This is a genomic window from Paenibacillus aceris (assembly GCF_017874035.1).
GTDB lineage: Bacteria > Bacillota > Bacilli > Paenibacillales > NBRC-103111 > Paenibacillus_E > Paenibacillus_E aceris.
In genome coordinates this window covers 468,494-495,310 of sequence record NZ_JAGGKV010000002.1, presented here as the reverse complement: position 1 = coordinate 495,310, position 26,817 = coordinate 468,494, and the positions used below count along the sequence as shown (strand labels likewise).

28 protein-coding genes are annotated in these 26,817 nt (G+C 46.6%); 17 read left to right on the top strand and 11 right to left on the bottom strand.

Annotation, left to right across the window (positions count from 1 at the left end; translation table 11 throughout):
- The first annotated feature begins 7 nt into the window (after positions 1-7).
- The gene (locus J2Z65_RS06635; protein ID WP_167053471.1) at positions 8-439 is read left to right on the top strand and encodes a GNAT family N-acetyltransferase; all 432 of its coding nucleotides are present in this window, start codon (positions 8-10) and stop codon (positions 437-439) included.
- Positions 440-525: 86 nt separating this feature from the next.
- On the opposite strand, the gene J2Z65_RS06630 is transcribed toward J2Z65_RS06635, so the two are convergent.
- Entirely contained in the window at positions 526-813 is a 288-nt protein-coding gene (locus J2Z65_RS06630) for a hypothetical protein (protein WP_167053473.1), read from the bottom strand.
- Between the two features lie 147 nt (positions 814-960).
- On the opposite strand from J2Z65_RS06630, the gene J2Z65_RS06625 reads away from it, so the two are divergent.
- Together J2Z65_RS06625 and J2Z65_RS06620 are read left to right on the top strand one after the other, a co-directional pair.
- Positions 961-1,485 carry a DoxX family protein gene (locus J2Z65_RS06625; RefSeq protein ID WP_240159511.1) on the top strand — a complete coding sequence of 175 codons (525 nt, stop codon included), beginning with the start codon at positions 961-963 and terminating at the stop codon, positions 1,483-1,485.
- 199 nt (positions 1,486-1,684) lie between these two features.
- Entirely contained in the window at positions 1,685-2,227 is a 543-nt protein-coding gene (locus tag J2Z65_RS06620; RefSeq protein ID WP_167053475.1) for a hemerythrin domain-containing protein, read from the top strand.
- Positions 2,228-2,234: 7 nt separating this feature from the next.
- Here J2Z65_RS06620 and J2Z65_RS06615 read toward each other — a convergent pair whose 3' ends face one another.
- Positions 2,235-2,933, bottom strand: a complete 699-nt coding sequence (locus J2Z65_RS06615; protein WP_167053477.1) for a Crp/Fnr family transcriptional regulator — start codon at positions 2,931-2,933, stop codon at positions 2,235-2,237.
- 218 nt (positions 2,934-3,151) lie between these two features.
- Between J2Z65_RS06615 and J2Z65_RS06610 the strand changes: the two genes are divergently transcribed.
- The 8 genes from J2Z65_RS06610 to J2Z65_RS06575 all read left to right on the top strand — a co-directional run bounded on the left by J2Z65_RS06610 (position 3,152) and on the right by J2Z65_RS06575 (position 10,243).
- On the top strand, positions 3,152-3,622 hold the full coding sequence (locus tag J2Z65_RS06610) for a GAF domain-containing protein (RefSeq protein ID WP_167053479.1): 471 nt from the start codon (positions 3,152-3,154) through the stop codon (positions 3,620-3,622).
- 89 nt (positions 3,623-3,711) lie between these two features.
- Positions 3,712-4,362 (top strand): response regulator transcription factor, encoded by a 651-nt coding sequence (locus J2Z65_RS06605; RefSeq protein ID WP_205300900.1) that lies wholly within the window; start codon positions 3,712-3,714, stop codon positions 4,360-4,362.
- Positions 4,355-5,467, top strand: a complete 1,113-nt coding sequence (locus J2Z65_RS06600) for a PAS domain-containing sensor histidine kinase (RefSeq protein ID WP_193580780.1) — start codon at positions 4,355-4,357, stop codon at positions 5,465-5,467. Before J2Z65_RS06605 ends, J2Z65_RS06600 begins: the two co-directional genes overlap by 8 nt.
- Before the next feature lie 516 nt (positions 5,468-5,983).
- On the top strand, positions 5,984-6,859 hold the full coding sequence (locus J2Z65_RS06595; protein WP_240159512.1) for an electron transfer flavoprotein subunit beta/FixA family protein: 876 nt from the start codon (positions 5,984-5,986) through the stop codon (positions 6,857-6,859).
- 77 nt (positions 6,860-6,936) lie between these two features.
- The gene (locus J2Z65_RS06590; protein ID WP_167053481.1) at positions 6,937-8,049 is read left to right on the top strand and encodes an electron transfer flavoprotein subunit alpha/FixB family protein; all 1,113 of its coding nucleotides are present in this window, start codon (positions 6,937-6,939) and stop codon (positions 8,047-8,049) included.
- On the top strand, positions 8,046-9,356 hold the full coding sequence (locus tag J2Z65_RS06585) for an FAD-dependent oxidoreductase (protein WP_167053483.1): 1,311 nt from the start codon (positions 8,046-8,048) through the stop codon (positions 9,354-9,356). The genes J2Z65_RS06590 and J2Z65_RS06585 overlap by 4 nt, the downstream gene beginning before the upstream one ends.
- The gene (locus tag J2Z65_RS06580) at positions 9,353-9,640 is read left to right on the top strand and encodes a ferredoxin family protein (RefSeq protein WP_205300901.1); all 288 of its coding nucleotides are present in this window, start codon (positions 9,353-9,355) and stop codon (positions 9,638-9,640) included. Before J2Z65_RS06585 ends, J2Z65_RS06580 begins: the two co-directional genes overlap by 4 nt.
- A 90-nt stretch (positions 9,641-9,730) precedes the next feature.
- On the top strand, positions 9,731-10,243 hold the full coding sequence (locus J2Z65_RS06575) for a DinB family protein (RefSeq protein WP_167053487.1): 513 nt from the start codon (positions 9,731-9,733) through the stop codon (positions 10,241-10,243).
- Between the two features lie 48 nt (positions 10,244-10,291).
- Here the strand turns inward: J2Z65_RS06575 and J2Z65_RS06570 are convergent, their stop codons facing one another.
- Positions 10,292-10,519, bottom strand: coding sequence for a 3-dehydroquinate dehydratase (locus J2Z65_RS06570; protein ID WP_079409501.1), 228 nt, complete (start codon positions 10,517-10,519; stop codon positions 10,292-10,294).
- A gap of 248 nt (positions 10,520-10,767) precedes the next feature.
- A complete protein-coding gene (locus tag J2Z65_RS06565) occupies positions 10,768-11,568 on the bottom strand; it encodes an AraC family transcriptional regulator (protein ID WP_167053489.1) in 801 nt (266 codons plus the stop codon).
- Between the two features lie 135 nt (positions 11,569-11,703).
- Between J2Z65_RS06565 and J2Z65_RS06560 the strand changes: the two genes are divergently transcribed.
- Together J2Z65_RS06560 and J2Z65_RS06555 are read left to right on the top strand one after the other, a co-directional pair.
- Positions 11,704-12,474: a sugar phosphate isomerase/epimerase family protein gene (locus J2Z65_RS06560; RefSeq protein WP_167053491.1), complete on the top strand. Its 771-nt coding sequence runs from the start codon at positions 11,704-11,706 to the stop codon at positions 12,472-12,474.
- 25 nt (positions 12,475-12,499) lie between these two features.
- On the top strand, positions 12,500-13,519 hold the full coding sequence (locus tag J2Z65_RS06555; RefSeq protein ID WP_167053493.1) for a Gfo/Idh/MocA family protein: 1,020 nt from the start codon (positions 12,500-12,502) through the stop codon (positions 13,517-13,519).
- Between the two features lie 96 nt (positions 13,520-13,615).
- Here the strand turns inward: J2Z65_RS06555 and J2Z65_RS06550 are convergent, their stop codons facing one another.
- Entirely contained in the window at positions 13,616-15,721 is a 2,106-nt protein-coding gene (locus J2Z65_RS06550) for an LTA synthase family protein (protein WP_167053496.1), read from the bottom strand.
- 257 nt (positions 15,722-15,978) lie between these two features.
- On the opposite strand from J2Z65_RS06550, the gene J2Z65_RS06545 reads away from it, so the two are divergent.
- Entirely contained in the window at positions 15,979-16,824 is an 846-nt protein-coding gene (locus J2Z65_RS06545) for a YitT family protein (protein WP_240159546.1), read from the top strand.
- On the opposite strand, the gene J2Z65_RS06540 is transcribed toward J2Z65_RS06545, so the two are convergent.
- Together J2Z65_RS06540 and J2Z65_RS06535 are read right to left on the bottom strand one after the other, a co-directional pair.
- Entirely contained in the window at positions 16,821-17,498 is a 678-nt protein-coding gene (locus tag J2Z65_RS06540) for a response regulator transcription factor (RefSeq protein WP_167053500.1), read from the bottom strand. The two genes, J2Z65_RS06545 and J2Z65_RS06540, sit on opposite strands and share 4 nt — an antisense overlap.
- Before the next feature lie 9 nt (positions 17,499-17,507).
- On the bottom strand, positions 17,508-18,866 hold the full coding sequence (locus J2Z65_RS06535; protein WP_167053502.1) for a sensor histidine kinase: 1,359 nt from the start codon (positions 18,864-18,866) through the stop codon (positions 17,508-17,510).
- A gap of 197 nt (positions 18,867-19,063) precedes the next feature.
- On the opposite strand from J2Z65_RS06535, the gene J2Z65_RS06530 reads away from it, so the two are divergent.
- A complete protein-coding gene (locus J2Z65_RS06530) occupies positions 19,064-19,921 on the top strand; it encodes a CPBP family intramembrane glutamic endopeptidase (RefSeq protein ID WP_167053504.1) in 858 nt (285 codons plus the stop codon).
- A gap of 148 nt (positions 19,922-20,069) precedes the next feature.
- Positions 20,070-20,927, top strand: a complete 858-nt coding sequence (locus tag J2Z65_RS06525; protein ID WP_338111584.1) for an aldose 1-epimerase — start codon at positions 20,070-20,072, stop codon at positions 20,925-20,927.
- Positions 20,928-20,979: 52 nt separating this feature from the next.
- Here the strand turns inward: J2Z65_RS06525 and J2Z65_RS06520 are convergent, their stop codons facing one another.
- Positions 20,980-21,363 carry a YmaF family protein gene (locus J2Z65_RS06520; RefSeq protein WP_167053509.1) on the bottom strand — a complete coding sequence of 128 codons (384 nt, stop codon included), beginning with the start codon at positions 21,361-21,363 and terminating at the stop codon, positions 20,980-20,982.
- A gap of 57 nt (positions 21,364-21,420) precedes the next feature.
- The gene (locus tag J2Z65_RS06515; protein ID WP_167053511.1) at positions 21,421-23,520 is read right to left on the bottom strand and encodes an LTA synthase family protein; all 2,100 of its coding nucleotides are present in this window, start codon (positions 23,518-23,520) and stop codon (positions 21,421-21,423) included.
- 221 nt (positions 23,521-23,741) lie between these two features.
- Here J2Z65_RS06515 and J2Z65_RS06510 point away from each other — a divergent pair, with 221 nt between their 5' ends.
- Positions 23,742-25,136, top strand: a complete 1,395-nt coding sequence (locus J2Z65_RS06510; protein ID WP_240159513.1) for an MFS transporter — start codon at positions 23,742-23,744, stop codon at positions 25,134-25,136.
- Between the two features lie 82 nt (positions 25,137-25,218).
- Here J2Z65_RS06510 and J2Z65_RS06505 read toward each other — a convergent pair whose 3' ends face one another.
- Together J2Z65_RS06505 and J2Z65_RS06500 are read right to left on the bottom strand one after the other, a co-directional pair.
- Positions 25,219-25,857, bottom strand: a complete 639-nt coding sequence (locus J2Z65_RS06505) for a DsbA family oxidoreductase (RefSeq protein WP_167053513.1) — start codon at positions 25,855-25,857, stop codon at positions 25,219-25,221.
- A gap of 66 nt (positions 25,858-25,923) precedes the next feature.
- Positions 25,924-26,745: an AraC family transcriptional regulator gene (locus tag J2Z65_RS06500; RefSeq protein WP_167053515.1), complete on the bottom strand. Its 822-nt coding sequence runs from the start codon at positions 26,743-26,745 to the stop codon at positions 25,924-25,926.
- Positions 26,746-26,817 lie beyond the last annotated feature (72 nt).

The following is a 26,817-nucleotide window of genomic DNA, read 5'->3' as shown; positions in this document are numbered from 1 at the left end:
ACCGCAAGTGTTAATAGATGTTAAATCCAGGCTTCAGGAGACTGCTATCCAAGAGCTGCTTAGCTACAGTGTTTTCCCAGATACCGATGAACTGGAAAAGTCGATTAATCTTTATGAGAACGATTCGAACATGTGGCTGTATGGGTATGAATCAGAAGGGATTCTCGTCGGAATTATCGGTTTCCGTATCGATGATGCGCAGGAAATGACCATTCAACACCTAGCGGTTGAACCTCACAGCAGAGGGGCCGGGTTCGGACGGGGGATCATTCTCGAAATGATTGAAGAGATGCACCCTGTGAAAATCATGGCAGAGACAGATGAGGATGCGGTACAATTTTACCGGAGCATCGGTTTCGTAATTCGCAGTCTAGGCGAAAAATATCCAGGTGTTGAGAGGTTTTTATGCACCTATGAGGTTGAACCGGAAGAGGAATAAAGAAAGAAGATAGCAGGATAGGAACAAAAGGGAGGCTGCTCGCCAGGTGTACACCTGCTGAGACAGCCTCCTTTTAGGTGGAAGATTTATTTTAAATGAATGAGGTTGCTGACTAAATTTTCAACAATGACATCTCTAATCGACGCTTTCTCTTCTTCTAGAATGTGAATGATGTAGTTTTCATCCGGTGTAAATGCTCTGAAAATGATGTGTTCCTTATCTTCCAGAACGACGTCATGCCCACAAGCGCGAAGGCATTTCTCATAATCAGATATCGTTGGCTTGTGATTCTCCTCTAAGAAAATAATCCCCCTTAACAAAGAACTTCGATTGTGATGGATTACTTTAAAATGAACGGTGAATTCTGTTTTCATGATTAGAATCATCTCCCTGGTTGCTTACTGGATTAATCTAAAATTCATTATAAATAGCAAGAATCCGGTTAACTGTGATTTTTTTCACATACAGCTGAATTTCTCCGTCCTATAATAAAGTCATAAGATACGAAGGAGATGGTTCACATGATGAATTGGTTAAGAGGAAATAATTACGCGGCAATCCTGTTGACGATCATTCGATTATATGTAGGTTGGGAATGGGCGGTAGCTGGGTGGCACAAAATTACGGGTGAGAAGGCTTTCGACGCTACGGGATATCTAAAAGGAGCGATTGCCAAACCGGTTCTTGAAAGTGGAACGACAGATCTGGTATATGCAAATTATGTAGCTTTCTTGAAAAACTTCGCGCTGCCCCATATCGGGTGGTTTAATGTCTTAGTTCCATGGGGAGAGCTCTTGGTTGGTATCGGCTTACTGATCGGAGCGCTGACTACAGCGGCTGTGTTCTTCGGCTTATTAATGAATTTCATGTATATGTTCGCTGGTACGGTTAGCTCGAATCCATGGTTAGTGCTTCTGAGCTTCTTTATCATAGCAGCAGGCGCAAATGCAGGGAAATTTGGCGTGGATCATCTGATACTCCCCTACTTGCACAAATGGTTTGATAAGCTTTTGGAACGATTTCATCTAAAAGCAAAATTGAGATAAGGTACAGACTGCGCCCGTGATTCACTAGTAAAAACCTATTCGTCTACTTCGGCAATCCGGAGTGAAGAATAGGTTTTTTGTGGCTTGCTGAGCGCAAAGTCGCATGAAGGGGGAGTGTGATTTAGCGCACAGCGAGAATTTGAAACTGCAGCTATACTGAATACAGTGAAGGAAATGATGACTTTGGGAGGGACACTGTATGGCCATACATGCCACTGGCTACGCATCAGGGATTGCTTCCTCAAACCCAGATGAGCTTGCTTTTGCGACCGATCGATTAAGGGCAGAGCATGAGGAATTGAGAGAAAAGCTAAGGATCCTCGAAACGAGCGCCAAGGAAGTGATTCTATCGGATGATTTGGAGAAGGGCATGCAGCTTGTCCGAGAGCTCAGAGGAAGGGCTCATCGATTCGTAGAAGTGTTGGAACGACATTCGGATTGGGAAGAGAGGGAATTGTTTCCATTCCTGCTGACGTATTATGATCGTCACCGTGGTCCCTCTATCCTGCCTTCTTTCTGGGTATTGGAAAAAGACCATAAACTCGGCCTGTCTTTTATCGAATCATTCCAAGAAGCTGCTAGCAAGATAACAACGCATGTTTCTAGGAAGCAATTAGCGGAGATTACAGCGCATCTCGTTCAGGCATGTTTGATATTAAACGACCACTTAACCATGGAGGAACAGCTTGTTTTTCCAATAACCGAGCAAGTGATGACCGATTTGGAGTCATTTTTTTGTTGACAATAGCCTACATGCGACAAATCTCCAACGGGCAGTTCTCGCAGTGGCATATATCGCGAAGGTAAGTCACATCCTTAATGACAATGCGACCATTGTTGAATTCGAGGGCATCTTCTTTCTTCATATCACTTAACATGCGGTTGACGCTCTCGCGGGTAGATCCAATCATATCTGCCATTTCGGAATTGTTCAATTTGTAGGTAATCAGGATGTTGTCTCCCTGCGGCACGCCGTACGAATTGCTTAATCGAATTAATAAAGAGCAGAGTGCACCCGGTTTGCCATACATCATTAAATCACGAAACTTCGTTTCTGTCATGCGGTGCATGAGCCCCATCCATTTCATGAATTCAATCGCAAGATCGCCATGCTGCGTTAGCAGAATCTCGAGGTCCTTGCGCCCCATCACACCGATTTGACTATCCTCGGTCACTTCCGCACCAAAACTGTGCAACGAGTTCTGAAAGGGATCTATTTGGCCGAATAAATCACCTGCTTGATGCAGGTAAAGAATGAAGCTTTTGCCCGTTTCAGACAGTTTGGTGATGCGAACCCCACCCTGAATGATGTAATATAATTTGTCAGCCGCGTCGCCTTCCCAGAACAGGAAATCCCCTTTAGCAGCGCGCTTTACATACATAATACTTTGCAGTCTTTCGAAATTTTCTTCAGAGAAGAAATTCATAATCCCTTTACTCATGATCATAGAGACCAACTCCTTAACGTTTCTTGGTTATCTTCATCATACCGACTTATCTTGTGTTTGGTTATCGGGAGTTCTGCTGATCTTTTAGGGGAAAACCCCTTATTTTTTTCCTGATGCTTGAATCAGGGTTTTCCCTGACTTACAAGAAGTATTAAAACGTCTACAATGGTTAGCTTAGAAAAACTCAGCATGGCTTCGTCGAAACGGAGGTGCCCTGTGTGGCAATTAGCGAGGTAAATATAGTAGGAGAACTGGAACTTTTGCGAAACTTGACGTCAAGCGATTTCATCGCGTTGGCGCCTCTTCCTGATGACACAGGGCGCAGTTACTGGAAGTATGCAGTAGGCAATCGGAATGACCGGTACCAACAAATGGTGATCAAAAAAGTGGGCCTTGGACTGGGACTAGCCGGTGCTGTTCTGCGCCTTGGCCGATGGGCCAAGCTGGATGATACGAATCCCAGAATAAACCAGGAAAGACTGCATTGTCCCGTTATGCTAGCTGAACGACTGCAGTCTGCTGTTGCCTTCCCGCTAGTGGCAAGTTCAAGTCAACGGATAATAGGTTTACTTTATATAGGAAAACGAGAACAAACCGGATTTGATGCCAGCGAAATAGAAGCCGTCCTAGAGAGAATACATACGGTAGCTTCTTTCATAGAGGACATCATCAAAGAAACTGCGACATGAATTTCCTTACGGGAGTCTCTTAATTTTGTTATGATTAGAGCACAGAAGAAGGGCTGATCATACTAGCCGGTAACAAGGAGGATGGGACATTGAAGATTCTAGTCGTGGATGATCATGCTGTGGTGAGATCGGGTTTAATGATGCTGCTCCATGGCAAGCACGATATGGAAGTCATCGGGGAGGCCGCAGACGGTGCAGAAGGGATTCAGTTAGCCTTGCTGCTAAAACCGGATGTCGTATTAATGGATCTTAACATGCCGTCAGGCATGGATGGGCTTACCGCGACAACGGAACTAAGGCGTTTAATGCCTGATTTAGGCATTCTGATCTTAACCATGCATGATGATGACGAGTACTTGTTCAGAGCCATTCATGTCGGAGCATCAGGGTACATTTTGAAAAGCGCTCCGCACGAAGAGCTGTTGACGGCTATCCGTTCTGTTGCAGAGGGCAATGCCTATTTATATCCAACAGCAACGAAGAGGCTCATGAATGAATATATAGAACGATTGAAGCACGGTGAAAATAAAGATAAGTTTGAATCACTCTCCGAACGTGAAAGGGAAGTATTAGGCTTAATTGCCAAAGGCTTCTCTAATAAAGAAATTGGCGAACAGTTGATCATTAGCGTCAAAACCGTAGAGTCGCATAAAAGCAATGTAATGGAGAAGCTGGGCCTTAAGACAAGACCAGAATTGGTGAAATTTGCAGTGAAGAAAGGACTGTTGAACTTTGAGTGAGACATTGGATAAGGAGTTTCCGGATGTCATTGGCGAGCATGTCGTCGAATTATTGGATCGTCTTGATGAACATATTGCTGACGCCGTATTTCAACAGGATCTGAGACAGTCGCTGAAACAATTGTCCAATGTTAAATTTGCGCTCGACGAATCGTCCATTGTCGCGGTTACTGATCCTAAAGGGACCATTCTCTATGTCAATGATAAATTTTGTGAAATCTCCAAATATCCCCGCATTGAACTGATGGGACAGGATCATCGGATTATTAATTCCGGCTTTCATCCTAAAGCCTTTATGTCTCAACTATGGCAAACGATTTCCTCAGGGCAAGTGTGGCGTGGCGAGATTAAAAATAAAGCAAAGGACGGAAGCTATTATTGGGTAGATACAACCATCGTTCCGTTCGTGGATGAGCAAGGGAAACCGTATCAATATCTCGCTATTCGCAATGAGGTTACGGAGTTAAAACGGGTGGAAGAAGAACTCAAGGAAATGATGTCGCAGGTTATGCAAATTCAAGAGGAAGAACGTCGCAAGTTCTCCCGGGAACTGCACGATGGCATCGGTCAAAGCCTCTACTCTTTGCTGATCCAGATGGATCGGTTAATTGGAGAGGGGGAGACAGCGAACCCGGAAATCACACTCCTCAGGCAAAATGTCTCTGGGATTATTGAAGAGGTACGAAGCTTAGCTTGGCAAATCCGCCCTTCCGTCTTGGATGATCTAGGGGTTGTACCGGCCATTCGGACTTATATTGAAAACTATGCGGATCATTATGGGATCAAGGTAAAGCTGGAAAGCAGCTTGCGGAGACGCTTGGGCGCACTTGAGGAAACTACGATCTATCGTGTGATTCAAGAAGCGCTTACCAATATTGCGAAATATGCGGATGTCTCGGAGGCCAGCGTTTCCGTTCATGAGATTGAGGCATATCTTGTAGTTCGAGTAGCTGACAGAGGAAAAGGTTTTACCAGAAATAGCATGGCTAAAGGGGTAGGCTTGTTTAGTATGGAAGAGAGAGCTAAGAGTACAGGCGGTCAAATAACAATTGATTCGCAAGTGGGAGAAGGAACGACTGTGACTTTAACAATGCCGATCAAATGATCATGCTTCTGCACTGTGATATTTCTCACAGAAGATAACTGCTAGAAGTACTATAGTAAAGGCAGCTTATCAGAAAGAGAGCTGAAGATGAATGATCACGTGCGAGCAATGTGGGAAGACAAATGGGTTCAGGAAACCAGCTAACAATTGGATCTGTGAAGATTGTAAAATCGGGGATGTGAAAACGACTCTGACAAACAAAGGTGGCACAGTGACTATCGTTAGAGAGCGGATAATAGGCTATGAAGCCCAAGGCGATGGATCGGCACGAGAGAATGAAGGCTAGAATTCTATTCTAACGAAGGCGATTAAAAGAAGCCCGCAATTATGTATTCCATAATTGCGGGTTCTTTCTGTTCGCTCGTCCAAGCCTAAAATAAGTGACATGTTAAAAGGCATTTTGCATATATTGATGTAGGCTGTTAATTTTATGTAACTGACATTGAAAGCGATTTCCACACGTCATTTAAGTGACAAATTTCACAATGATGACAAGTATTTCGGGTGCTTTGTCAAATGATGCAACAAAAGTTCCCGAAGAAACAGGAGGGTGCAGAGATGCTGCATATCGTAGTGTGTATCAAGCAGGTACCTGACTCTAGAGAAATTCGCATTGACCCGAAAAATAATACGTTAATTCGCCAAGGCGTCCCCAGCATTGTGAATTTTTATGATATGCACGGGTTGGAAGAGGCGCTGCGGATTAAGGATGAGACCGGGGCAAGGGTGACGGTCGTCACGATGGGACCGCCTCCTGCGGAGAAGGGCTTGAAGGAATGCATTTCCCTCGGCGCAGACGATGCAGTACTCGTAACGGACCGCGGTTTTGCCGGAGCGGACACGCTCGCCACCTCGTACGTGGTTGCACGGACGATTCGTAAAATTGCTGAGACGTGGGGGCCGGTCGATATTGTTTTTTGCGGTAAACAAACATTGGACGGCGACACTGGACAAGTAGGTCCTGGGGTCGCTTGCCGATTGGATTTGGAGCAGCTCACCTATGTAAACAAGGTGGTTCAAGTCGATGAACAGAATCGCAAGGTGCGTGTGCACCGGCTTTTGGAAGATGGCATCGAAGTTGTTGAGACAAGCATGCCGGTGCTGATTACAGCGCTCAAGGAATTGAACAAGGTTAGACGTGCGTCACTGCCTGGCATGATTCGAGCGGCACGTTATAAGCCGACCGTGTGGACGACCGCTGATTTTCCCGACTTGGAACGGGCGAAAATCGGACTTAAAGGTTCACCGACGATTGTCGCCAAAACTTGGGTGCCAGAAGTGAAGGCGGTCAAAACGCAAATGATCGCGTATGATTCGCCGGAAGCCGCCGCCGCTCAGCTGGCTGAGCAATTGATGACGAAGGAAATGCAGACGCTGTTTGACTGGTCATAGCAAGGACTTCGGGGGCTCTTTACGAAGTAGCGCCGAAAGTGCAGGGAAGGATCACGTAACGAATGGGGGAAGTCACAATGGCCAATGAACAAACGACGGATCAGGCCGAAGCGGCAATGCCCGATTGGTCCGCTTACCGGGGAGTGTTAATCGTTGTTGAGCAGCGGGACGGCGCTGCGAAGAAGGTGTCCTGGCAGCTGCTGGGCGAAGGCAAGAAGCTGGCTGCGAAGCTGGACGCGCCGCTCATGGCGCTCGTCATCGGCGAGGATGTCGCGCACCTCGCCGAGGAAGCCGTGCATTACGGCGCGGACCGGGTGTTCCTCTGCGAAGCGCCGGAGCTTCGCACCTATCGAACCCGGCCCTACAGCCGGGTCTGCTTGAAGCTGATCGAGGATGCAAAGCCCGAGATCGTGCTGTTCGGCGCGACAGCGACGGGCCGTGACCTGGCAGGCGCCATTGCGACGCACCTGCCGACGGGGCTGACGGCTGACACGACGCAGCTCGACGTGGAGCCGCCGCCGTCGCGGCTGCTGCTGGCCAGCCGGCCGGCTTTTTCCGAGAAGATGATGGCCACCATCCTCTGCAAGCAATACCGGCCGCAGATGGCGACTGCGCGCGCCGGTGTGTTCCAGGCGCTACCGAAGGATACGGCGCGCCAGGGCGAAATCGTGCGCTTCCAGGCCACGATGCGGGAGGAAGAGATCGCCGCGCAGGTGCTGGACTTCCTGCACGAAACCGGCAAGCTTAATCTCGAGGATGCCGAGATTATCGTGGCCGGCGGGCGCGGGCTTGGCGGACCTGAGCCCTTCAGCCTGCTCGCCGAGCTGGCGGACGCGCTTGGCGGCGTCGTTGGCGCATCCCGCGCGGCGGTTGATGCGGGTTGGATCGGGCATGAGCACCAGGTTGGTCAAACCGGTGCAACCGTGCGGCCGAAGCTGTACTTCGCTATCGGCATCTCTGGGGCCGTGCAGCATACCGTCGGCATGAGCAACGCGGATGTTGTCGTCGCCATTAACAAAGACGAGAAGGCGCCGATTTTCCAATTTGCTCATTATGGCATGGTTGGCGATCTGTTTAAGCTGGTTCCGGCGATTACGCAAGAGGTGAAAAAACGCCGTACATTGTTTGGCAAGCAAGTATCGGATACAACCGCTTCCGTGCCAACGCTGGAAAGGAGTGAGGCGAAGTGAATGAAAAATTTAATGCAATCGTCGTTGGCGGAGGTCCAGCCGGTGCAGCAGCTGCTTTAACGATGGCGCGCGCCGGTTTATCCGTTGTGCTTCTGGAGCGGGGAGAGTTCCCCGGTGCCAAAAACATTTTCGGCGGGGTCCTTTACCGCAAACAAATTGAGGAGCTCGTTCCCGAGTTCTGGAAAGAAAAAAACTTTCCGATGGAACGTTACATTGTGGAGCAGCGCATTTGGATGATGGGCAAAGAATCCATGGTGACATTTGGTCATCGGAATGAGGCATACAAGGAGCCGTACAACTGCTTTACCGGTCTGCGCGTCAAATTTGATCAATGGTTTGCAGATAAAGCGGTGGCCGCCGGGGCCATCCCAATCTACGAGACAGTCGCGCTTGATGTGATCCGTGAAGGCGACAAGGTTGTCGGGGTTCGGACGGACCGGGAAGACGGGGATCTGTATGCGGACGTTGTCGTCATCGCTGACGGCGTGAACTCTTTGCTCGGGAAGGCCATGGGCATTCATAAGGAATGGACGCCGGATCAAGTGTCGCTGGCCGTGAAAGAAGTGATTGCGCTGCCGAAGGAGAAAATAGAGGACCGCTTCGGGCTGGAAGGCGACGAAGGCGTCACGATTGAATTCATGGGCGAGACGTCGCTTGGCATGGCCGGGATGGGCTTCTTATATACGAATAAAGAGACGATCTCGTTAGGCGTAGGCGTGATGGTCAACCATTTGCGCGATAAGAAAGTGAAGCCCTACGCAGTACTAGACGCGGTGAAACAGCATCCTATGATCCGCAAATTGATTCAGGGGGGCGAAACGAAAGAGTACTCCGGGCACTTGATTCCCGAGGGCGGTTTTCACTCCATTCCTCCGCTTTCGGGGAATGGCTGGTGCGTTTGCGGGGATGCCGCGCAGCTTATCAACTTCGTCCACCGGGAAGGCACTAACTTAGCCATGACCTCTGGCCGATTGGCCGGAGAAGCGATTGTGGAGGCTAAGGAACGCGGGGATTTCACAGCCGCTTCGCTGCAAGCCTATGATCAAAAAATACGCCAATCCTTTGTGCACAAAGATTTGCAGAAGTATAAGGGCATGCATCAATTCCTGAAGGAGCAGGACCCTGAGCTCTTGTTTGATAAGCTGCCCAAAGCGCTTAATGAAGCCGCGTATAATATGTTCCTCGTGGATGGCATCGCCAAAGCCGATAAGCAAAAAATGGCGATGAAGCTGATCAAAAACGCCGCAGGCGGCACTGTGAACCTGATGAAGCTAGGCTATAAGGGATGGAGGGCGATGAACGGATGAGCCAAAGCGACATTTCCGATAAGCTGTTTACCATTCGTTACAAATGCGATGACAAGTCACATCTCGTGATTAAAGACAAACAGACCTGCTTGAATTGCGTGACCAAAGATTGCAACTTCTTCTGTCCTTCAGATGTGTATGAGTGGGAAAAGAAGCTTAAAATTACAACGGTTGCTTATGAGAACTGCATTGAATGCGGAACTTGCCGGATTGCTTGTCCGTCCCATAACATCGATTGGGTCTACCCCAAAGGCGGTTATGGCATGACGTATAAATTTGGCTAAACCCAAAACATCTTCTAATTTCGCGTAATTTCCGCTATGATAGGTCTATTATACCGATAGGCTGATTATGGAAGGGAGATTGATTGCGACATGCTGAAGAGACCCGAAAAAGAGGAATACGCACCTTATTATGAAACCTATATCAGCAAAGTGCCTGACGGCGATTACGAATCATTTCTACAAAGTCAACTAGAGGAAATTACTGCGTTATATTCCAAATTCGATGATAAAAAGGGTTTGCACCGCTATGCGCCGGGGAAATGGAGCCTGAAGGAAGTATTGGGCCATATCACGGATACGGAGCGTGTGATGAGCTACCGGATGCTTCGTATAGCTCGCGGAGATACGACGAAGCTGCCTGGTTTTGATCAGGATGTTTTTATTGCAAACACATCATTCGACGAAGTGTCTATCGAAGACTTATTACATGATTTCCAAGCGGTTCGGCAATCGACCTTCACGCTTCTAAAAACCATTGCCGACTCGGCTTGGTCGCGTGCAGGCAATGCAAGCACGTATGACATTACAGCAAGAGCGCTCGCATATGTGATCGCGGGCCATGCTCAGCATCATATCAGCGTTGTACAAGAACGGTACGTATAAAAAAAAGTCCGGCAGGGGTAACTTCAAATTACCCTTGCTGGACTTTTTTTAATAGAGCGATAACGCCAGCGAATCGCGTTCATTAAAAGAATGCAGAATCGCTTCACAACCGACGATTTCAATACTTATGATAGAGTCCAAACATTTCTTAATGGTGGCTCTTCCTTTACTAACCTTCGCTTCAAGAGCGGATTTCAATAAGTTGAATTTCTTTTTATTTTTTTCATCGGAGTAGACAGGCACGGGTTTGTTATGAATCGTAATAAACATTTTCATAGTTTTTCACCATCCTAGGAATTGGATATACATCAAGCATATATGAGGATTATTAATTTAACATTAAAATAGTTTTACAATTTTGAAACAAACTTGCATTTCATGAATATGTTTTAAACTATTCACCCTAAATCCTCATTTTCGGACTATCAATCTGGTTGCTTTTTATTAGTCTATAAATATACGATTTAGCGAGCAAAAAAGTTCCATATTCTAAAAAAAACTACATGAAAAATTTGTGAATTTCGTTAGTTCTGTGAATCCTTTTGCCGATACAGCTTAGGAGAGATCCCAAATCTATGTTTAAAAGCCCGATGGAAGTAGGGATAGCTGCCAAAACCGCAGCTTAGGGCAATTTGCTCCAAGGACATGGAGCTATCGTGCATGCGTTCCACTGCGCTGGATAACCGGACTTCCAGTGCGTATTGGATCATCGTTTTGCCAAAGCATTCTTTGAACAAATGAACGGCGCGAGAGACACTGAGTCCCACATGATCCGCCACATCATCGACTTTGAACGTAGCCGTCGCATGGGCTTCAATAAAACGCTTCATGCGAGTGCCTGTAAAAGGTCGTCCTTGCAAGGAGACCGTTTCCGTTGCCGCCCGCTCTACATATACGCAGAGGGCTTGCAGCAAGTAGCCGCTGAGCTCGTGGTTTTCCTCTTCCATTCTGCGTTTTTCAAGAATAAGCTGGCGCCAAAGCGAAATGAGCCGCGCGTCGAGATCAATTCGCGTGCAGGTTTGTTTCAGACTGCGTTTCCACCAAGCATCGATCCAAGCACCCTTGCAAAATAAATAATAATCTCCGCTGGCAATTTTACTGCCGGGCTGCTCCTTATCAAGCTCAATCCGCAGCTCGTACGGATCTCCCGGTTTATAAAGGAGCAAATGACCGGCTTCAATAGGAATCATCTGGCCATCAACGAGAATTTCACAGGTGCCCTCCGTCTGTAAACGGAAAAGATAAGAATTGAGTCCGGATTTTGTACTCACATTAAACGGTTCCATATGAAAAGAATAGCCGCAGGTTAACAGCTCAGTGTCCATCGAAATCACCTTTCGTAGCCAAATAAGAGATGTTTTGATTATATCGTGAATGGTCATATTAAGCTATATTCCGCTATACTGTCTACAAAGGCGTTAATCAAATAAAAATTGGAATTCAGGAAAAGAGGGAAACAAATGGGACGTTTAGGAATTGGTCTTCAATTGTATACACTTCGTGATGATATGGCAAAAGACGTGGAAGGCACACTTCGTCATGTTGCCAAGCTGGGATATGAAGGCGTGGAGTTCGCTGGTTACTTTGACAAGCCTGCTGCAGAAATGAAACAATTGCTCGATGAACTTGGCTTGAAAGCGATCGGAAGCCATGTAAGTCTAGATAGATTCCGCAATAACTTGCAAGGCGAAATTGACTATCTTCACACACTTGGTGCGAAATATGCCATCTGTCCTTATGTAGGCGCCGAAGAGCGTGAAAACGCTGACCAATGGAAAGCGCTAATTGCAGAATGCGAGAAAATCGCGATTGAAGTGGGCAAACAAGGCTTACAGTTCTTGTATCATAATCATGATTTTGAATTCCACCATAAAGTGGACGGCGAGTTCGTCTTTGATGCGATGTATGCAGGGAAAGACGCGATCCAAGTAGAGATGGATGTATGCTGGGTTAAATACGCTGGACAAGATCCGCTTGCTTATATTGCGAAATATGCTGGCCGCCTGCCGCTGCTTCACTTCAAAGATTTCTCCAAAGATGCTGAAGGCAAATTGGTTACGTTGGAGCTTGGGCTAGGCGAGGTTCCACTTGAGCAAGTAATTACAGCTGCTGAGCAAGCTGGCGTGGAGTGGCTTGTTGTTGAGCAGGATCACTGCCAAAAGCCTCCGCTTACGAGCATTGAGAACAGCTTGAACTGGGTTAAAGAACATTATATTAACGTCCATAACTAATCATTAAGAGGAGTGTACAATTAAAATGAGTAAAATTAAAGTGGCCGTCGTTGGTTGCGGCTCCATTTCCAAACATAGACATATCCCGGAATACGCATTGAATCCGAATGTTGAGCTTGTGGCTTTCGTAGATCCAATTATCGAAAGAGCCGAACACTACGCACAGCTTCATGGCGGCAAAGCATACAGCAGCTATGCTGAGATGTTGAAGGAAGAGAAAGTAGACGCAGTTAGCGTATGTACGCCAAACTATCTTCACGCAGAGGTGTCCATTGCCGCAGCAAACGCGGGTGCGCATGTCCTTGTGGAGAAGCCGATGGCGACTACAGCAGAAGAAGCGGATGCGATGATCGAAGCTGCTAAGAAGAATGGCGTATTCTTGATGGTTGGTCACAACCAACGTTTGATGGCGCCGCACGTGAAAGCGAAAGAAATTTTGGAGTCCGGCAAGCTGGGGAAAGTTTTGACGTTCCGTACATCTTTCGGTCATCCAGGACCGGAAGGTTGGAGTATTGACGGCCGCGAGAGCTGGTTCTTCCGCAAAGAAGAAGCGATTATGGGCGCGATGGGCGACCTTGGTGTACACAAATCGGATCTGATCCGCTATTTGCTGGCTGACGAGGTTGCACAAGTGGCAGCATTCGTAGGCACCCTACACAAAGAAGGTACTGACGTGGATGACAATTCGACTTGCTTGCTGCGTATGAAAAGCGGAGCGACGGGTTCATTGGTTGCCAGCTGGACCTACTACAAAGGTCAAGACAACTCCACGGTTCTCTGGTGTGAGAACGGTGTAATCAAAATCGATACAGATCCGAACGACCAAGTTATCGTAGAACTTCGCAATGGCACGGTTGAACGTTACAAAGTCGGCCAAGTGGCAACGAACGAGAAACAAACGGTCAGCGGCGTCATCGACGAATTCGTGGCGAGCATCGTAAGCGGCACTAAGCCGCGTATTTCAGGCGAAGAAGGTAAACGTTCCCTGGAAGTAATCCTGGCTGCATTCGAGTCCGAAGCAACTGGAAAAATTATTACGCTCTAATTGCAGGTTATTATTATAAAAAAAAGGCTAGGGCAATGTAGATGAAACTACATTGCCCTAGCCTTTTATAATGGAGACGATATCGTCTCCATTCAATTATCTTCCGCCGATCTCAATCGGTAACGTATTTGATTTACCCACAATGGTTTCCTTCGAATCCTTTACATTTACTTGGATGTCCCAGATTCCGTCTTTCAGCAGATTCCCCTCAACTCTGGCTATGACCATATGCTCATCTTGCCAAGTCGTAGGAATAGGTTTACCGTTCAGCGTCACGTAGCCTAGCGGCGGCAAATTGTTGCCATGTACGATGAGCGTCACTTCGGAGCGCCCGGAGATATCTTCGGTATCCGCCTCGATTTTATTAAGAAGAATAGGTCCAAAACCCAGCATATACTTCGAATTAATAATGGGTACAGTGTAATCCTTGTAAGCATACCTGTCGCCAAAAATGATATCATACTGCAAAGTTTCATAATCCTTCAGATCCTGCTCGTTGATGTTCATTGCCTGAAAGTAGTCTTTCGGCGGAATGACAGGAACTTTTTTCACAAGCTGAGTTAAATAATCTGTATAATAACTGCCTTGTTGTTTGGATAATCCAATAAGATAAGGACCTAAGAAAGATGGGCTGATGTTAAGCTTGTCTTTGTGCTCTGTGTCGAAATTGTTCCAGACGACGAGCGGTACGCTGTACATTTTTTTCAAGAAATCCGGGTCATCTTTGCCGCTAATATACTTGGTGTCAATATATGTAGCGTAGTCATCGCCAAGAGCCGGCAGGTGATCGCCCCAGAATGCGATAATGGTAGGTTCACCTTTTTTCTGATAGTATTCCACGAGCTCTTTCAACATATTATCAGAAGCGTTGATGCCTTGGGCAAGCGTTTCTAGCATACCTTGAGAAGAGGGAGACATATCGCCTTTGACATCAAACGTATTTTTCGGGAACTTACCCGGGTAAAAATGGAAATGATTTTCCATTGTATTCGCAAAAACAAAATCAGGACCGTCGCTGAGCTCCGTAGCATGTATAATATTCGCAGCAACCTCGCTATCCGCGATATACGGGCCAGAATAATTAGGCTTAAAATATTCAATCGGAATATACTTAGAGAAACCGAAGTCTTTATAAATTCTATTACTGTTAAAATACCAATTATAAAAAGGGCTGATGGCTGTTGAGGTGTAGCCTTGTCTCGCATAAATACTCGCTAGCGAATCCACTTCATGCGAAATGAATTGATTATAAGCAATCGATCCTTGCGGCAGGAAACGCATCGAATTCCCTGTCAAAACCTCAAACTCCACGTTGGCAGTTCCTCCGCCGTACTGCGGCGAAAGCATCGACCCGCTAGTTCCGGTCTGCTGCAATTTATGAAAGAACGGAATCGGATCCCGGCTGAATTCAACACCCTTGATGACGGTTGGATCCCAGAAAGCTTCACTTAATACGACAATAACATTCGGTTTGACGTTGGGATCACCGGCTTTAACCGGCTTAGGCGATTGACTGACGATCGCTTCCACAGCTTTATCATCGTAGCCTTCACGCTTATCGTTGAACATAGACTTCGTATTCAGGAACGTAGCCAGCGCATAGCCGTTCGTTTGTGTATTTTCAACCTGATTCCAGACCGAAGCTTGGATCCCGCACCACTTTTGAATCGGAAGCGGCAAATCGGTATAAACCGCTGTCAGCATCCCAAGAGCGATAACCGCGATAATTCCGCGTTCTTTTAACGCAATCTTTTTCATAAATAAGGGTGTGCGGTATAACAAGTAATAGCTGGAGGCTAGGAAAAGAACGATGAGAAACAAAATTTTGAAAGTAAAAATGTTCTTGATATATTGCACCATATCGGAAGCTTCGCCGGCTAAAACAATGTCCCATGGCGTTAAAGGCACACCTAGTATTTTGAGCTTTATCCCGCTAACGAGACCCATGATAAGAAGAATCCCCGATAGAATCCAATAGGCCAATTTAGTACGGCCAATGATGGCGATGAACAGCAGTAACAGGCTGAACACGATCCATTCGTTAAAAAGCAGCTCGACCACATGTTTGTAGCTCCACGTAATCATTTCTATATATTGCCCGCGGCTTAAAATTTCCATAATTACCACAGGAATTAAAGCAATAAAAACGAAGGGCACTAGTTGACGGGGCAGCCGCAGTATACGAGCAAGTTGTAGTTTCATATTTTCTCCTATGGAATTGTAGATGAATTGTAAATGACATCTGACATTATACCATGGGAAACGACAATATTCGATGGTAGTTTATCTAATTATTTTAAGGCATTTTGACGCATGAGAAATGCGTGATTTAAGCAGGAAAAAGCTGCCTTTATCGAGAAAAAGATGAGTGGTAAATGTGAAGACGGAGGGGATGAACAATGGCTAAAGAACAGATTCAATTACAGAAAAGAGCGTCGATTAGAGCGCAGCACCGGAGAATGACGAAGAGCAGCTTATTGAGGCGAGGCGTTTTCTTATTTATAGGAGCCGCCTTGATGGCAGTCGGACTCGAAATCTTCTTGGTACCCAACAAAATTATTGACGGTGGAATTACCGGTATCTCCATCATTTTGTCGTATTTGACCCACATTCAAGTAGGTGTTTTCTTAACTTTATTAAATATGCCTTTCCTATTTATCGGTTATAAAATGATCGGAAAAACGTTTGCGTTATCAACATTTTTCGCTATTCTTGTGATGTCGGCGGGTACATCCTTGCTTCATCCGGTTCACGAGCTTACCAATGATCCCTTATTAGCCGCGGTGTTTGGGGGTATTATCCTCGGCATAGGCGTAGGGATGGTCATCCGATTCGGGGGCTCATTGGACGGAACAGAAATCGTTGCGATTCTGGTTTCCAAAAAGATTCCGTTTTCCGTAGGCGAGATCGTCATGTTTTTGAACGTCTTTATTCTCGGCAGCGCGGGCTTTGTATATAGCTGGGATCGTGCGATGTACTCTTTAATTGCTTATTTTATTGCCTATAAAATGATTGATGTAACGATTGAAGGGTTTGACGAGTCCAAATCCGTCTGGATTATTAGTGACCAGTTCAGACAGATCGGAGAAGCAATTTTGGACCGTCTGGGGCGCGGCGTAACGTATTTGGAAGGGGAAGGCGGTTTCTCCGGAGATAACAAAAAGGTGATATTCTGTGTGATCACGCGACTGGAGGAAGCGAAGCTGAAATCCATCGTTGATGAACTTGACCCATCGGCATTCCTCGCAGTCGGCAATATCCACGATGTCAAAGGCGGAAGATTCAAGAAGAAGGACATCCACTAATCTTTTTCCCGATCAAACAGCCCTAAATTTCTTATTTTTTGGGCAGCATCCTTGCTGCTGGAGCTCCCGAGTTTTTTCAAAATGTGGCCTACATGGATTTTAACCGTCCGCAGCGAAATGAAAAAGCGGTTTGCAATTTCCGTTTGCGTATGGCCTTGATCAATCATTTCCAGTACTTGCAGCTCTGTCGGCGTGATCAAATCACGGACTTCCTTTACCTTGAACTGGTGCTCTATCTTCTTAAGCCTGCGAAATTCTTCTCTCATTTGTTCGGCTACCCCGGCATTGATGGAAGCCTTACGGGCATGTGCTGCCCGTATAATGTCCGGCAGTTCTTCGAATCGGGACTTGATCTGATAGTCGATGGCCCCGGCTTGAAACGAGCGGAAAATAAAATCTTTCTCTTCCATCGAAGTCAGCATGATGACTTTGACTCCCCACGAGAGAAGCGCCTGCTCGGCAAGCCCGATCCCAGCAGGTTCATCTTGAAGCATAATATCCATCAATACGACGTCAACACCTGGTTCTGCCGCCATAAAGAGCTCTCTGGCTTCCTCCGAGGTAGAAACGGTATGAATGACTGATAGATCCGGCTGACGGTTTAAATATGCTTTTAGGCCGCGCAGCCAGTCAAGGTCATCTTCAACTATTAAAATACGAATTGGCTCCAACATAAAACCCCCTTAAGTTTGTAATCGGCTGCCGGGAAATGTGAGGAACACACTGGTGCCTTTCCCCGGCGAGCTGCTAAGTTCCAACGATCCTCCATGTTTTTTCATTACGCTGTAGCAATAGGCTAGGCCGAGGCCGAAATTGCTGTGGCTGCCGCTCTTCGTCGTATAAAACGGTTCCAGAACTTGCTTCAGAACCTCCTTCTCCATACCTAATCCATTATCTTTTATTTCCAAGACGATATTTTTCTTTGCCTGCAAAGTACGAATAATAAGTTCACCGCCTTGCGGCATCGCTTCGATTGCGTTCATCAGCACATTCGTTAATGTTTCGGCTATTTGAATACGGTCTAATTGGAGTGTTGACTCCTCCGATATGTTCGAATGAACAGCGATTTTGGCTAGATAAGGGCGGAGCGGAAGGAGCACTTCTTCTAGCAGATCTCCCAGATGCACTGCAGAAACCCGGAGGGGAAGCTCCTGTGTTTGCTCATGAACGCGGGATATCATATCCCGGATATGTTGAGAAGCTCCCATGACGACCTCTATGTCCTGGATGAGTTCTGTTTGATTCGTATCCTCGGCATGCTGCTTCATTTTTTCGAGGAACAGCCGCATTTTGCCGACATCATTTTTGATTGCATGGTTTAAAATCGCGGTTCCTGATGTGATGGCCCGGAGCGTGGAGTCAAGCTTGCGGCGCTCAATGAGAAGCCGCATGCCAAGAAAGCCGTATTTGAAAAAAGTAAACACGAAAAAAGGGACAACAAAAGCGAGAATCCACACATGGTACACCCACATCCGGTAAAAGCCGAAGCTTGGCATGACGTAATTCAGCACACCGACACAAAGAATAGGCGGCAGCAGCGCGAGACAGGTAAACAAGTGCGTCCGTCTCATGGCGGGAAGGCGATCCATTTTCATGACAATCAGCACGGCACCACTGAAAATATAAGGTACTGCCCATAAGGCGACGATTGGAAATGTAATCGGCATTTCCTCGGTATACCCGGGAGTAAACAAGAGGCATGCAATAGGCGGGAGCAGCATCCCGATGGGCAGCCATGTGCGGATCGCCGGCTTTTGCCAGGCTGCGTTATATTTCAAAGCGAGCATAGCGAAGGAATAAGGCAAGCCATAGTAAGAGATTAAGGAGCAAATTCCCATGATGCGATAAAGTAAAGTGCTGATTGAAGGATTAGGCACAGTTTGCTGGATATAAGGGATGAAAGTCTCCGATAGAACAGCAGCAAGAGCGCCGAAGCCACCCGTGAAAGCAATTGCGCTCATCCAGCGCATCGTGCTTGATCGGGGATCAACCATGACAAGACCTAGCGCAATAATCCAAAGGGCAAATAAAACGAAAAGCATAAGTCCTCCGTCGAATAAATCCCATTTTTCCTCTATTGTGGCATGGAGCCAACAATTGCACAAGAGTTCCTTTCCACGATGAACTGGCAGGATATAGGACCTTCTTCTCGAATTAAGTGGTGAGAAGGGAGTGAAGCCTCATTGACGTAAAGAAGCGAAAATCCTTATCCATTTTAACCATTTTGGGAAAAGTACTGTTGTCCCTTGTTTTCATTGTTGTCATTACGGTTATTTTATCGATTGCTGCAGCCGTTATCGCCATATTGAAGCAGCCAGGGCTGGAGATCAGCATGGCAGCGGTAGCTGCAGATCCATTTTTTATCAAGGCAGCTTTGTGGGCACAAATCATCGGTTTTATAAGCGGCGTGATGCTGGCATACAGTATCTTCGAACGACGCAAAGGATGGGCACTGGGATTGCATTTTCGCCGGTTTGGACAACGATTTGGCGAAGGCTTCGCTGCAGGGGCGCTTCTGATAACAGTCTCCTGTTTGGGCATATGGCTGCTAGGAGGCATTACGATTCAAACAAATTCTTGGACAGATGCCACGGTTGTTGAATTATTAAGCGGGTTCTTGCTATTCATCGGGGTAGCCGTGAACGAAGAATTATTCGCACGGGGCTACCTGCAAGGACTTGTGAAAGCGCGTTTTGGCGGCGTTGCCGCCGTATGCGTATCAACCTTTGTCTTCGCGTTCCTGCATACGTTCAATCCGGGGATGTGGAGCTCGCCTATGCCGCTCTTGAATTTACTCTTGGCCGGATTATTGTTCGGCGTGTCCCGCGAACTTTCAAGAGGGTTGTGGATGCCGATCGGCATGCATTTGTCCTGGAATTTCTTTCAGGGCTGCGTCTTTGGCTTTCAAGTTTCAGGAACTCCCATGCCTTCGATTTTCAAGGCTAACCCACAAGGAACTGCGCTCCTTTCCGGAGGATCGTTCGGGGCTGAGGGCAGCTTGGTAACCACCGTCATTCTTGTGGGAGGAACGCTTCTAATCATGGCCTATTACGGTCGACAATCGAGAAAAAGGGCTCAAGAACCAGGCTTTGCTTGAATCAACAAAAGGAGGACTCACATTGTCACGTTATGAACTCATCCAAAGCGAATGGGACGGGGAGTCGACGCTTCGCCTCGTCGACCGCGACGCCCAAGCGACGGCCGAAATCATTCCGGCCGTCGGTCTGCACTTGTTCCGCTTCGATGTGCGGAACCATGCCTACATCGCGAAGCCAGCCAGCGTAGCTGAGCTTCGCGTCAAGTCTTCGCGCTACGGCGTGCCCATTCTGTTCCCGCCGGGGCGCGTCAAGCAAGCGGCCTTCACCTTCGAAGGCCGCGAATACCGGCTCCCTATGAATAGGGAGCCGGACCATGCCCACGGCGAGCTGCGCGAGCGGCCGTGGAAGATCGTCGCCAGCGGCGCGGATGCTGCCGGCGGTGCTTATGTCTCCGCGGAGTTTAACATCGCGGAGCATCCGGACATGCTGGCGTATTTTCCACACGCCGCATGCTTGCGCTTCACGTACCGGCTGAAGGACGGTACGCTGTCTCTCCGCGGTGAAATCGCCAACCATAGCGGCCAAACGATGCCGCTATCCCTTGGCTTTCACCCGTACTTCGCTTACACGGACGGCGAAGCCAGCCGCGTGAACGTTTTGATTCCAGCGGCAGCAGAATGGCCGCTGAGCGCTGACGGCTTCGCCGCTGGCGAGCCTAAGCTTTCGCCGCTGTCCGCGGCGCTTCGGCAGGGCGTTGCGGTTTCGGCGCTGCCGAAGTACCCTGGCGGGTCGCAGCTGCTCAGCATGGAGCCGGGCCCGCAAACTTGCGAGCTCCAGTATGAGGCTCGCGGGACGAGGCTCGTGTTCGATATGGGAGACAAGTTTCCCATCCATGTTCTATTTACGGCGCCATGGGCGGATGCCGTATCTCTTGAACCATACACGAGTATTATGAACGTGTTTAACGAGCCCTTTGCAGCTGAGCTTTCCGGTGCCCAAGGATTGCCGGGTGGGGAGACATTTACGTTTGAGTGGTCGATTCACATTGAACCATTAGAAAAATAAAGCATAAAGAGTCAAGGGAAGGCGGAAAAAGCCTCTTGGCTCTTTTTTTATTTCACCAAGGTTCATAGCCAAAACCTAGCGTTGAATTCCCGGAATACGTGTGCTGATGCAGTTCTTCAATCAGCCCCTCCATTCTTGCAGAGATCTCAAGCGCATGTCCTCTTGGCGTGTTAAAAGCATTTAGTTCGACGATGCCTTCTAGAAAATGAAAATGGTTGCCGTTTTGAAGTGCTATGGCGGGGCCTGTGGTCCCAAAATAAGCATGATAATGCCCATATTTAATGCCTGTGATGCCTTGATACTGGTGCACGTGGCCATCATAGGAAGTGCCATTCACATTAAACGTATACAGACGAAGTAAGTGATTATGGTCTAAATCAGTAGATGACATCACTTTGAAAAAGTGGACGTGAGCAGGCGGAACTTGATGTCGCATACCCAAAAACCCCCTTGGCTGCAGGATATGGTTCATCCTATTCCAAGAGGGCTAAGGTCATGACTGTGGAAGCGGGTAGAGAGCCGACTGACCGATCTTCATCTTCTTGTCGTCATAGACGCGAACTTCAACTTCATGAGGTCTATTGCTTTCGAGAGTTGGATTCTCTTTATCCGATAAATCAACATATAGCGTTTCTTCACCGTCAAAGTTAGACTTAAACAATTTGCCGTCAATGTAGACGTTGCATGATGAATAAAATGGCGTGCCTACGACCTGAACTTTATTTTCACTGCGAATCACCTTACGAATGACCGGATTTCCATAGCCTAACATATAGCCGGGCTGCACGATCGTATCCTTAAAGCCCTTGGCTTCGTAACCGTACCGGCCCCCGAATAAATTATCGTATTGAAGCTTCATATAGTCGGAAAGGTCGCTCGCTTTGATATTGTACTTGTCCCACATGTCATTCGGCGGAATGACCGGTATTTTTTGCGAAAGATCATAGAGATAATCCGTGTAGTAACTCCCTTTAACGCCTGCCATATGCAGGAGCTTAGGACCTAGGAATGAAGGACTCATTTTGAGGTTCAACTGTTCTTGGTCAGCAGGCAGGAAATTGTTCCATATCAAGAAAGGCGTATAATGCGTTTTTGTATATAAATCAGGATCATTAGGAAGGACATACTTTGCGTCGCGATATACTTTGTAATCATCCTCAAAAAACGGGAAATGATCGCCGAAAAACAATAAAATCGTTGGCTCTGACTTTTTGGAGTAATAGTCCACCAAAGATTGAAGAGCTTTATCAGTTCCCGATATCCCTTGAGCATACGTCTCTAAAATGCCTTTGGATTCAGAAGTAATGTCTCCCGTCACTTCAATCGTGTTTTTGCTGAACTTTCCGGGTTTAAAGGGATGATGATTTTCCATCGTGTTTGCGAAAATAAAGTCGGGTCCCGGGCTTTTTTCGGTTTCCTCAATAATCTTCTTTACTACGGCACGATCAGCATAATTCGGACCTTCAAAATCATTCGGGAAATATTCGCTGGAAATAAAACGCGAGAACCCAAAATCCATATACACCTTTCGGCTGTCGAAAAAATAGCTGAAGAAAGGGTTAATCGAGGTCGCCGTGTAACCCTGTCTGGTCATGATGCTGGCCAATGAGTCGACGCCATGGTTCATGTATTCGATATAAGGCAGTATTTTATCGGGGGATTTGCCAAAGAATCGCATTGAATTACCCGATAGGACTTCGAATTCTACATTTGCTGTACTGCCGCCGAATTGTGGAGACATCATCCAGCCGCTCGTGTAAGTCTTTTGTAACTGGTGCAGGTTGGGGATTGGATCACGGCTGAACGTAATATTTTTCATCAGAGTAGGATCCCAGAACGATTCCCCTAGCATGACGATAATATTTGGTTTTTTATCACTTGCCGCTGGTTTATCAGGAATTTTCGCTAAAATTGAGGTTATCGCTTTTTTGCTATAACCTTCAGGCTTGGCTACATTCAGAAAGCCTAGCATCTGTACGGAGGAGTAAAGATAGCCATTTTCATCATAGGTAATCGTTTGATCCCAAGGCACTGTGTAAATGCCGTAAAGATTCATAAAGGGAATAGGCTTGTCCATATAAAGGCTTGTCGCCATCACGATAGCGATGACAGCATAAATAATACGTTCTATCCATGTGAATCGGATTGCTTGGCGACGAAGTATCAGATGGAACAAGAAGGCGATCATTACAAGAAAAAGAGCGACAAACCCGAGAATCCGTAGGTTTAAATAGCCTGTCAAAAATGACTTATACGCCATAATTTGATTGTTAAAATAAAGATCCCATGGATAATAGGGCGCTCCAATGGCTTTTAATTTACTGCCGCTAATCGCTCCGAGTGGTAATAGCGCGGCGCATAGCACCCAGAAGGACAACCGGCTTTTTCCCGTCATAGCGATCAAAAATACATACAAGGTTCCGACAACAAAGTAGGCAAGAACCATAGAGAGTGGATGGTTCATCGCCCATTTGTGAAGCTCGTCATACGAGCCTCGTTCCAAATATTCGACCATGGCCATCAGAAAAAAAGGCAAAACAACAATCATGATACGGGAAGGTAAGTGCTTAAGCCATTGAAGTAAAGTGGTCATTGAAATAACTCCTGTTCGATTTATACATGTCCATTCGTTCATTATCTTATATCTTGAATAAAGAAGAAAGATACCCCTTGACAGAACTAACTATAATAATTAATATTACAGTTAAATGTAACTAATTGTATTACAGTTAATTGTTTAGAATTGTTTTTTCCGGTCGGTAGACGAACTTCTTATGATAAGATGGCTGGAGACAAAAAAGTGGAGGTGGAACCATGCAACACGTTGCTTCTGCAACAGAAATGGCACAAGAGCAAGTCATAGATGCCAGAAAGGCTGTGCCATGGATTATTTTTCTTATATTTTTCGCTGTATTGAACGAAACGGTCTTCAACGTTTCTACACCGGAAATCGCTAAACAGTACGGGATTACGCCGACAGGCGTGAGTTGGGTGCTCACCACCTTTATTATCTTTTTCGGGATAGGGTCCGTTATTTATGGCCGCTTATCCGATATTTTTTCGTTGAAGAAGTTGATTGTCGCAGGAGTTCTCATCTATAGTGTGGGATCTGCACTCGGGTTTGCGCTTCAAGCTTGGTATCCGGCTGTCATTTTTGCCCGCGCCGTACAGGGTGCTGGCGCATCCGCTATCCCCGCGCTTGTGATGGTCGTTGTCGCACGTTATTTTTCTCCTTCAGATCGTGGAAAAGTATTCGGGCTTTTAACCTCCACCGTTTCCTTCGCCATCGCGGTAGGGCCGGTTGTCGGCGGATTTGTTTCCGCAACGTTCCACTGGACCTACTTGTTTATCATTCCTTTATTTACACTTATTTCAATCCCTTTCTTTAATCAGATTTTGCCTGCGGAAAAGAGAAAACCAGGCAGTGTCGACATTCTTGGCGCAGCACTCGTCGCATTTTCCGTTGCGGGTATAACCGTCTATCTGTCATTCCCGCATTGGTACTATTTGGCGGCTAGCATAGCGTTACTTATTTGGTTTGTTGCTCATATCCGTAAAGCAAAAGACCCATTTATAGAACCATCCTTATTCCGAAATAAATTGCTCCGTGGCGGTTTGATTGTAGGTTTTCTCATTTTCTGTACCGTCATGGGGATTATGTTTGTCATTCCGCTCATGTTAGCTAAAGTGAATGACCTCAGTACGAGCACAATCGGTCTCATTTTGTTCCCAGGCGCTATGTGCTCAGTTGTTTTCGGTACGATTGGCGGAAATCTAGCCGACAAAAAGGGCAATAACTTTGTCGTCTTTATCGGCCTTGGGCTATTAGTTATCAGCCTTGCGGCAATTGCCTTCATGGTTGGCCATTCGCCTTGGTTCATTTCAGCGGCACTACTTCCAACCTATGTAGGTTTCTCCTTCGTGCAGACCGCTTTGGCGAATCGTGTTTCCTTGACCTTGGAAGTGAGTGAAACCGGTGTAGGCATGGGGCTGTTTAACCTCATCAGCTTTATTTCAGGCGCCGTGGGCACGGCTCTTGTTGCCAAATTGTTGGATGGCGGCATGATGGAGTTCTACTCGAATCCGGTTCTGAATTCATTGGCAGCCGTTCCATACAGTAATTTGCTCATTATCTTTGCAGCAGTGGTCATCGTAAGTGGATTGTTGTACAAACAAATATTCGGTAAAAAAGCCGCTGCAGCAGCTTAAACCTCAAAAAAAGAAAACCGATCGCTTTTTAGAAAAGCGAGTCGGTTTTTTTTTATAACTATATTTTAGTTTTATTATGTTATTAGTTGTTAGTTTGCTCCGTACTAATTTGCTCTAGAGCTTGCAAGAAAGCAGCTGAAGGCTGAGCGCCGGTAAGCGCATATTTCCGGTTGATTACAAAGAAAGGAACGCCTGTAACACCGGCTTGTCTAGCGAACTCCAGATCATCTTCGACCTGCTCCAGCCCCTCCTTCGCATTCAAAAGCGCAGCAGTTTGCTCACGATCCATTCCCAACTGTTCAGCAATATCGAGTAGAACGTCTATATGGCCAATGTCTTTACCATCCTCAAAGTAGGCTTTGAATAATCCGTTGACGAGCGGTTTTTTGTATTCTTCGGCAGCAATGGCGATAAGCTGGTGAGCTTTAAGCGTATTTGGCATTTTCTTAACTTGAGAGAAATCAAAATGCAAGCCTGAGGCTTTACCAGCCTCGGTGACCTGCTGCAGCATACCGTTTAATCGTTCTTCGTCTGCGCGGAATTTTTGCAGCATCACCTCGCGGAAAGGGGAACCTTCGATAGGTGTTGAAGGATCAAGCTGATAAGCGCGGAAGTGAACCTCAACTGGTTCAGCCGTGAAATTGGCCAACGCATCTTCCAGATTCTTTTTGCCGATCCGGCACCAAGGACACACAATATCTTCAAAAATTTCGATCATCATAAATAAGTTAATCTCCTTTTAAAGAAAAAATAGTTACTATATTTTTATTATATCCTATTATGCCAGCTAATTCATCTGTCTGAACCGTTCAGGCGTCAGTCCGACATGTTTGCGAAAGCTGGCTACAAAATGGCTGACATCACGGAAACCAGCACGCTCAGCCACTTCCTTGACAGTTTTCGTCGGCTGTTGAATCAACATCTCTTTGGATTTTCGCAGCCTCATACGAATTAAATAGGAGTAAGGCGAGAGGCCAAATGCATGCTGAAATAACGTACTTAAATGTCGTGGAGTGATAGCCAGAACGGCAGCCATTTCTCCAAGACTCGTATCGGGGTTGTGATAGTTAGTTTCCAGCCACCGCAACAAAGGCTGCAAATGCGCAATTTGATTGCGAATCGAGGTGCGGTTATTGACTTGACCATGCTTTTTGAGCTGGATGAAGAAATGATATAAATCGGCTGAGGCATCATAACTTGAGTAATCCGGCCCAATATCCATACTCTCAATAATGTGCCCTAACTCCGCCTGCATTGGACCGTTGACATCCCATTTGTAAACGGCAGATTCCATTAAGTCCAGCGTACTTAAAATAGCTTCGATACAAGTCCCGCTAAAAGTGACATATTGCGTACACCACTGTTCTGTTATCGCATAGTAAGTGTGAGGCACCCCCGGAAGAAGTAAAATCCCCGTTCCTTTAGTCAGCAAATACTTTTTTCCATCGAGTATGAACTCCCCTTCACCCGCGAATGTTTGAAGCCAATGATAACAAGGGAAGCCCTCTGGGCGTACAAGCTTTTCCTGATCCTCATGATGTCCAATACTCTCAATAAATATTGGAAACGGTTGCGCTGTAGAGGGGGTTAATTCATACCTTTTATGCATTGGATATAGTCACCTGTTCCATTTTATTATATCAGCTCGTAAAAATATTATATTTTAAGATAAAAAATATTC

Excerpts from the sequence above, each read along its gene's own strand:
- J2Z65_RS06595 (WP_240159512.1), top strand. The coding sequence starts at position 5,984 with ATGATGCAACAAAAGTTCCCGAAGAAACAGGAGGGTGCAGAGATGCTG.
- J2Z65_RS06570 (WP_079409501.1), bottom strand. The coding sequence starts at position 10,519 with ATGAAAATGTTTATTACGATTCATAACAAACCCGTGCCTGTCTACTCC.
- J2Z65_RS06615 (WP_167053477.1), bottom strand. The coding sequence starts at position 2,933 with ATGATCATGAGTAAAGGGATTATGAATTTCTTCTCTGAAGAAAATTTC.
- J2Z65_RS06535 (WP_167053502.1), bottom strand. The coding sequence starts at position 18,866 with ATGCTTTTCGTTTTATTTGCCCTTTGGATTATTGCGCTAGGTCTTGTC.
- J2Z65_RS06500 (WP_167053515.1), bottom strand. The coding sequence starts at position 26,745 with ATGCATAAAAGGTATGAATTAACCCCCTCTACAGCGCAACCGTTTCCA.
- J2Z65_RS06575 (WP_167053487.1), top strand. The coding sequence starts at position 9,731 with ATGCTGAAGAGACCCGAAAAAGAGGAATACGCACCTTATTATGAAACC.
- J2Z65_RS06555 (WP_167053493.1), top strand. The coding sequence starts at position 12,500 with ATGAGTAAAATTAAAGTGGCCGTCGTTGGTTGCGGCTCCATTTCCAAA.
- J2Z65_RS06625 (WP_240159511.1), top strand. The coding sequence starts at position 961 with ATGATGAATTGGTTAAGAGGAAATAATTACGCGGCAATCCTGTTGACG.
- J2Z65_RS06505 (WP_167053513.1), bottom strand. The coding sequence starts at position 25,857 with ATGATGATCGAAATTTTTGAAGATATTGTGTGTCCTTGGTGCCGGATC.
- J2Z65_RS06590 (WP_167053481.1), top strand. The coding sequence starts at position 6,937 with ATGGCCAATGAACAAACGACGGATCAGGCCGAAGCGGCAATGCCCGAT.
- J2Z65_RS06545 (WP_240159546.1), top strand. The coding sequence starts at position 15,979 with ATGACGAAGAGCAGCTTATTGAGGCGAGGCGTTTTCTTATTTATAGGA.
- J2Z65_RS06540 (WP_167053500.1), bottom strand. The coding sequence starts at position 17,498 with ATGTTGGAGCCAATTCGTATTTTAATAGTTGAAGATGACCTTGACTGG.
- J2Z65_RS06515 (WP_167053511.1), bottom strand. The coding sequence starts at position 23,520 with ATGACCACTTTACTTCAATGGCTTAAGCACTTACCTTCCCGTATCATG.
- J2Z65_RS06620 (WP_167053475.1), top strand. The coding sequence starts at position 1,685 with ATGGCCATACATGCCACTGGCTACGCATCAGGGATTGCTTCCTCAAAC.
- J2Z65_RS06630 (WP_167053473.1), bottom strand. The coding sequence starts at position 813 with ATGAAAACAGAATTCACCGTTCATTTTAAAGTAATCCATCACAATCGA.
- J2Z65_RS06520 (WP_167053509.1), bottom strand. The coding sequence starts at position 21,363 with ATGCGACATCAAGTTCCGCCTGCTCACGTCCACTTTTTCAAAGTGATG.
- J2Z65_RS06510 (WP_240159513.1), top strand. The coding sequence starts at position 23,742 with ATGCAACACGTTGCTTCTGCAACAGAAATGGCACAAGAGCAAGTCATA.
- J2Z65_RS06550 (WP_167053496.1), bottom strand. The coding sequence starts at position 15,721 with ATGAAACTACAACTTGCTCGTATACTGCGGCTGCCCCGTCAACTAGTG.
- J2Z65_RS06560 (WP_167053491.1), top strand. The coding sequence starts at position 11,704 with ATGGGACGTTTAGGAATTGGTCTTCAATTGTATACACTTCGTGATGAT.
- J2Z65_RS06580 (WP_205300901.1), top strand. The coding sequence starts at position 9,353 with ATGAGCCAAAGCGACATTTCCGATAAGCTGTTTACCATTCGTTACAAA.
- J2Z65_RS06565 (WP_167053489.1), bottom strand. The coding sequence starts at position 11,568 with ATGGACACTGAGCTGTTAACCTGCGGCTATTCTTTTCATATGGAACCG.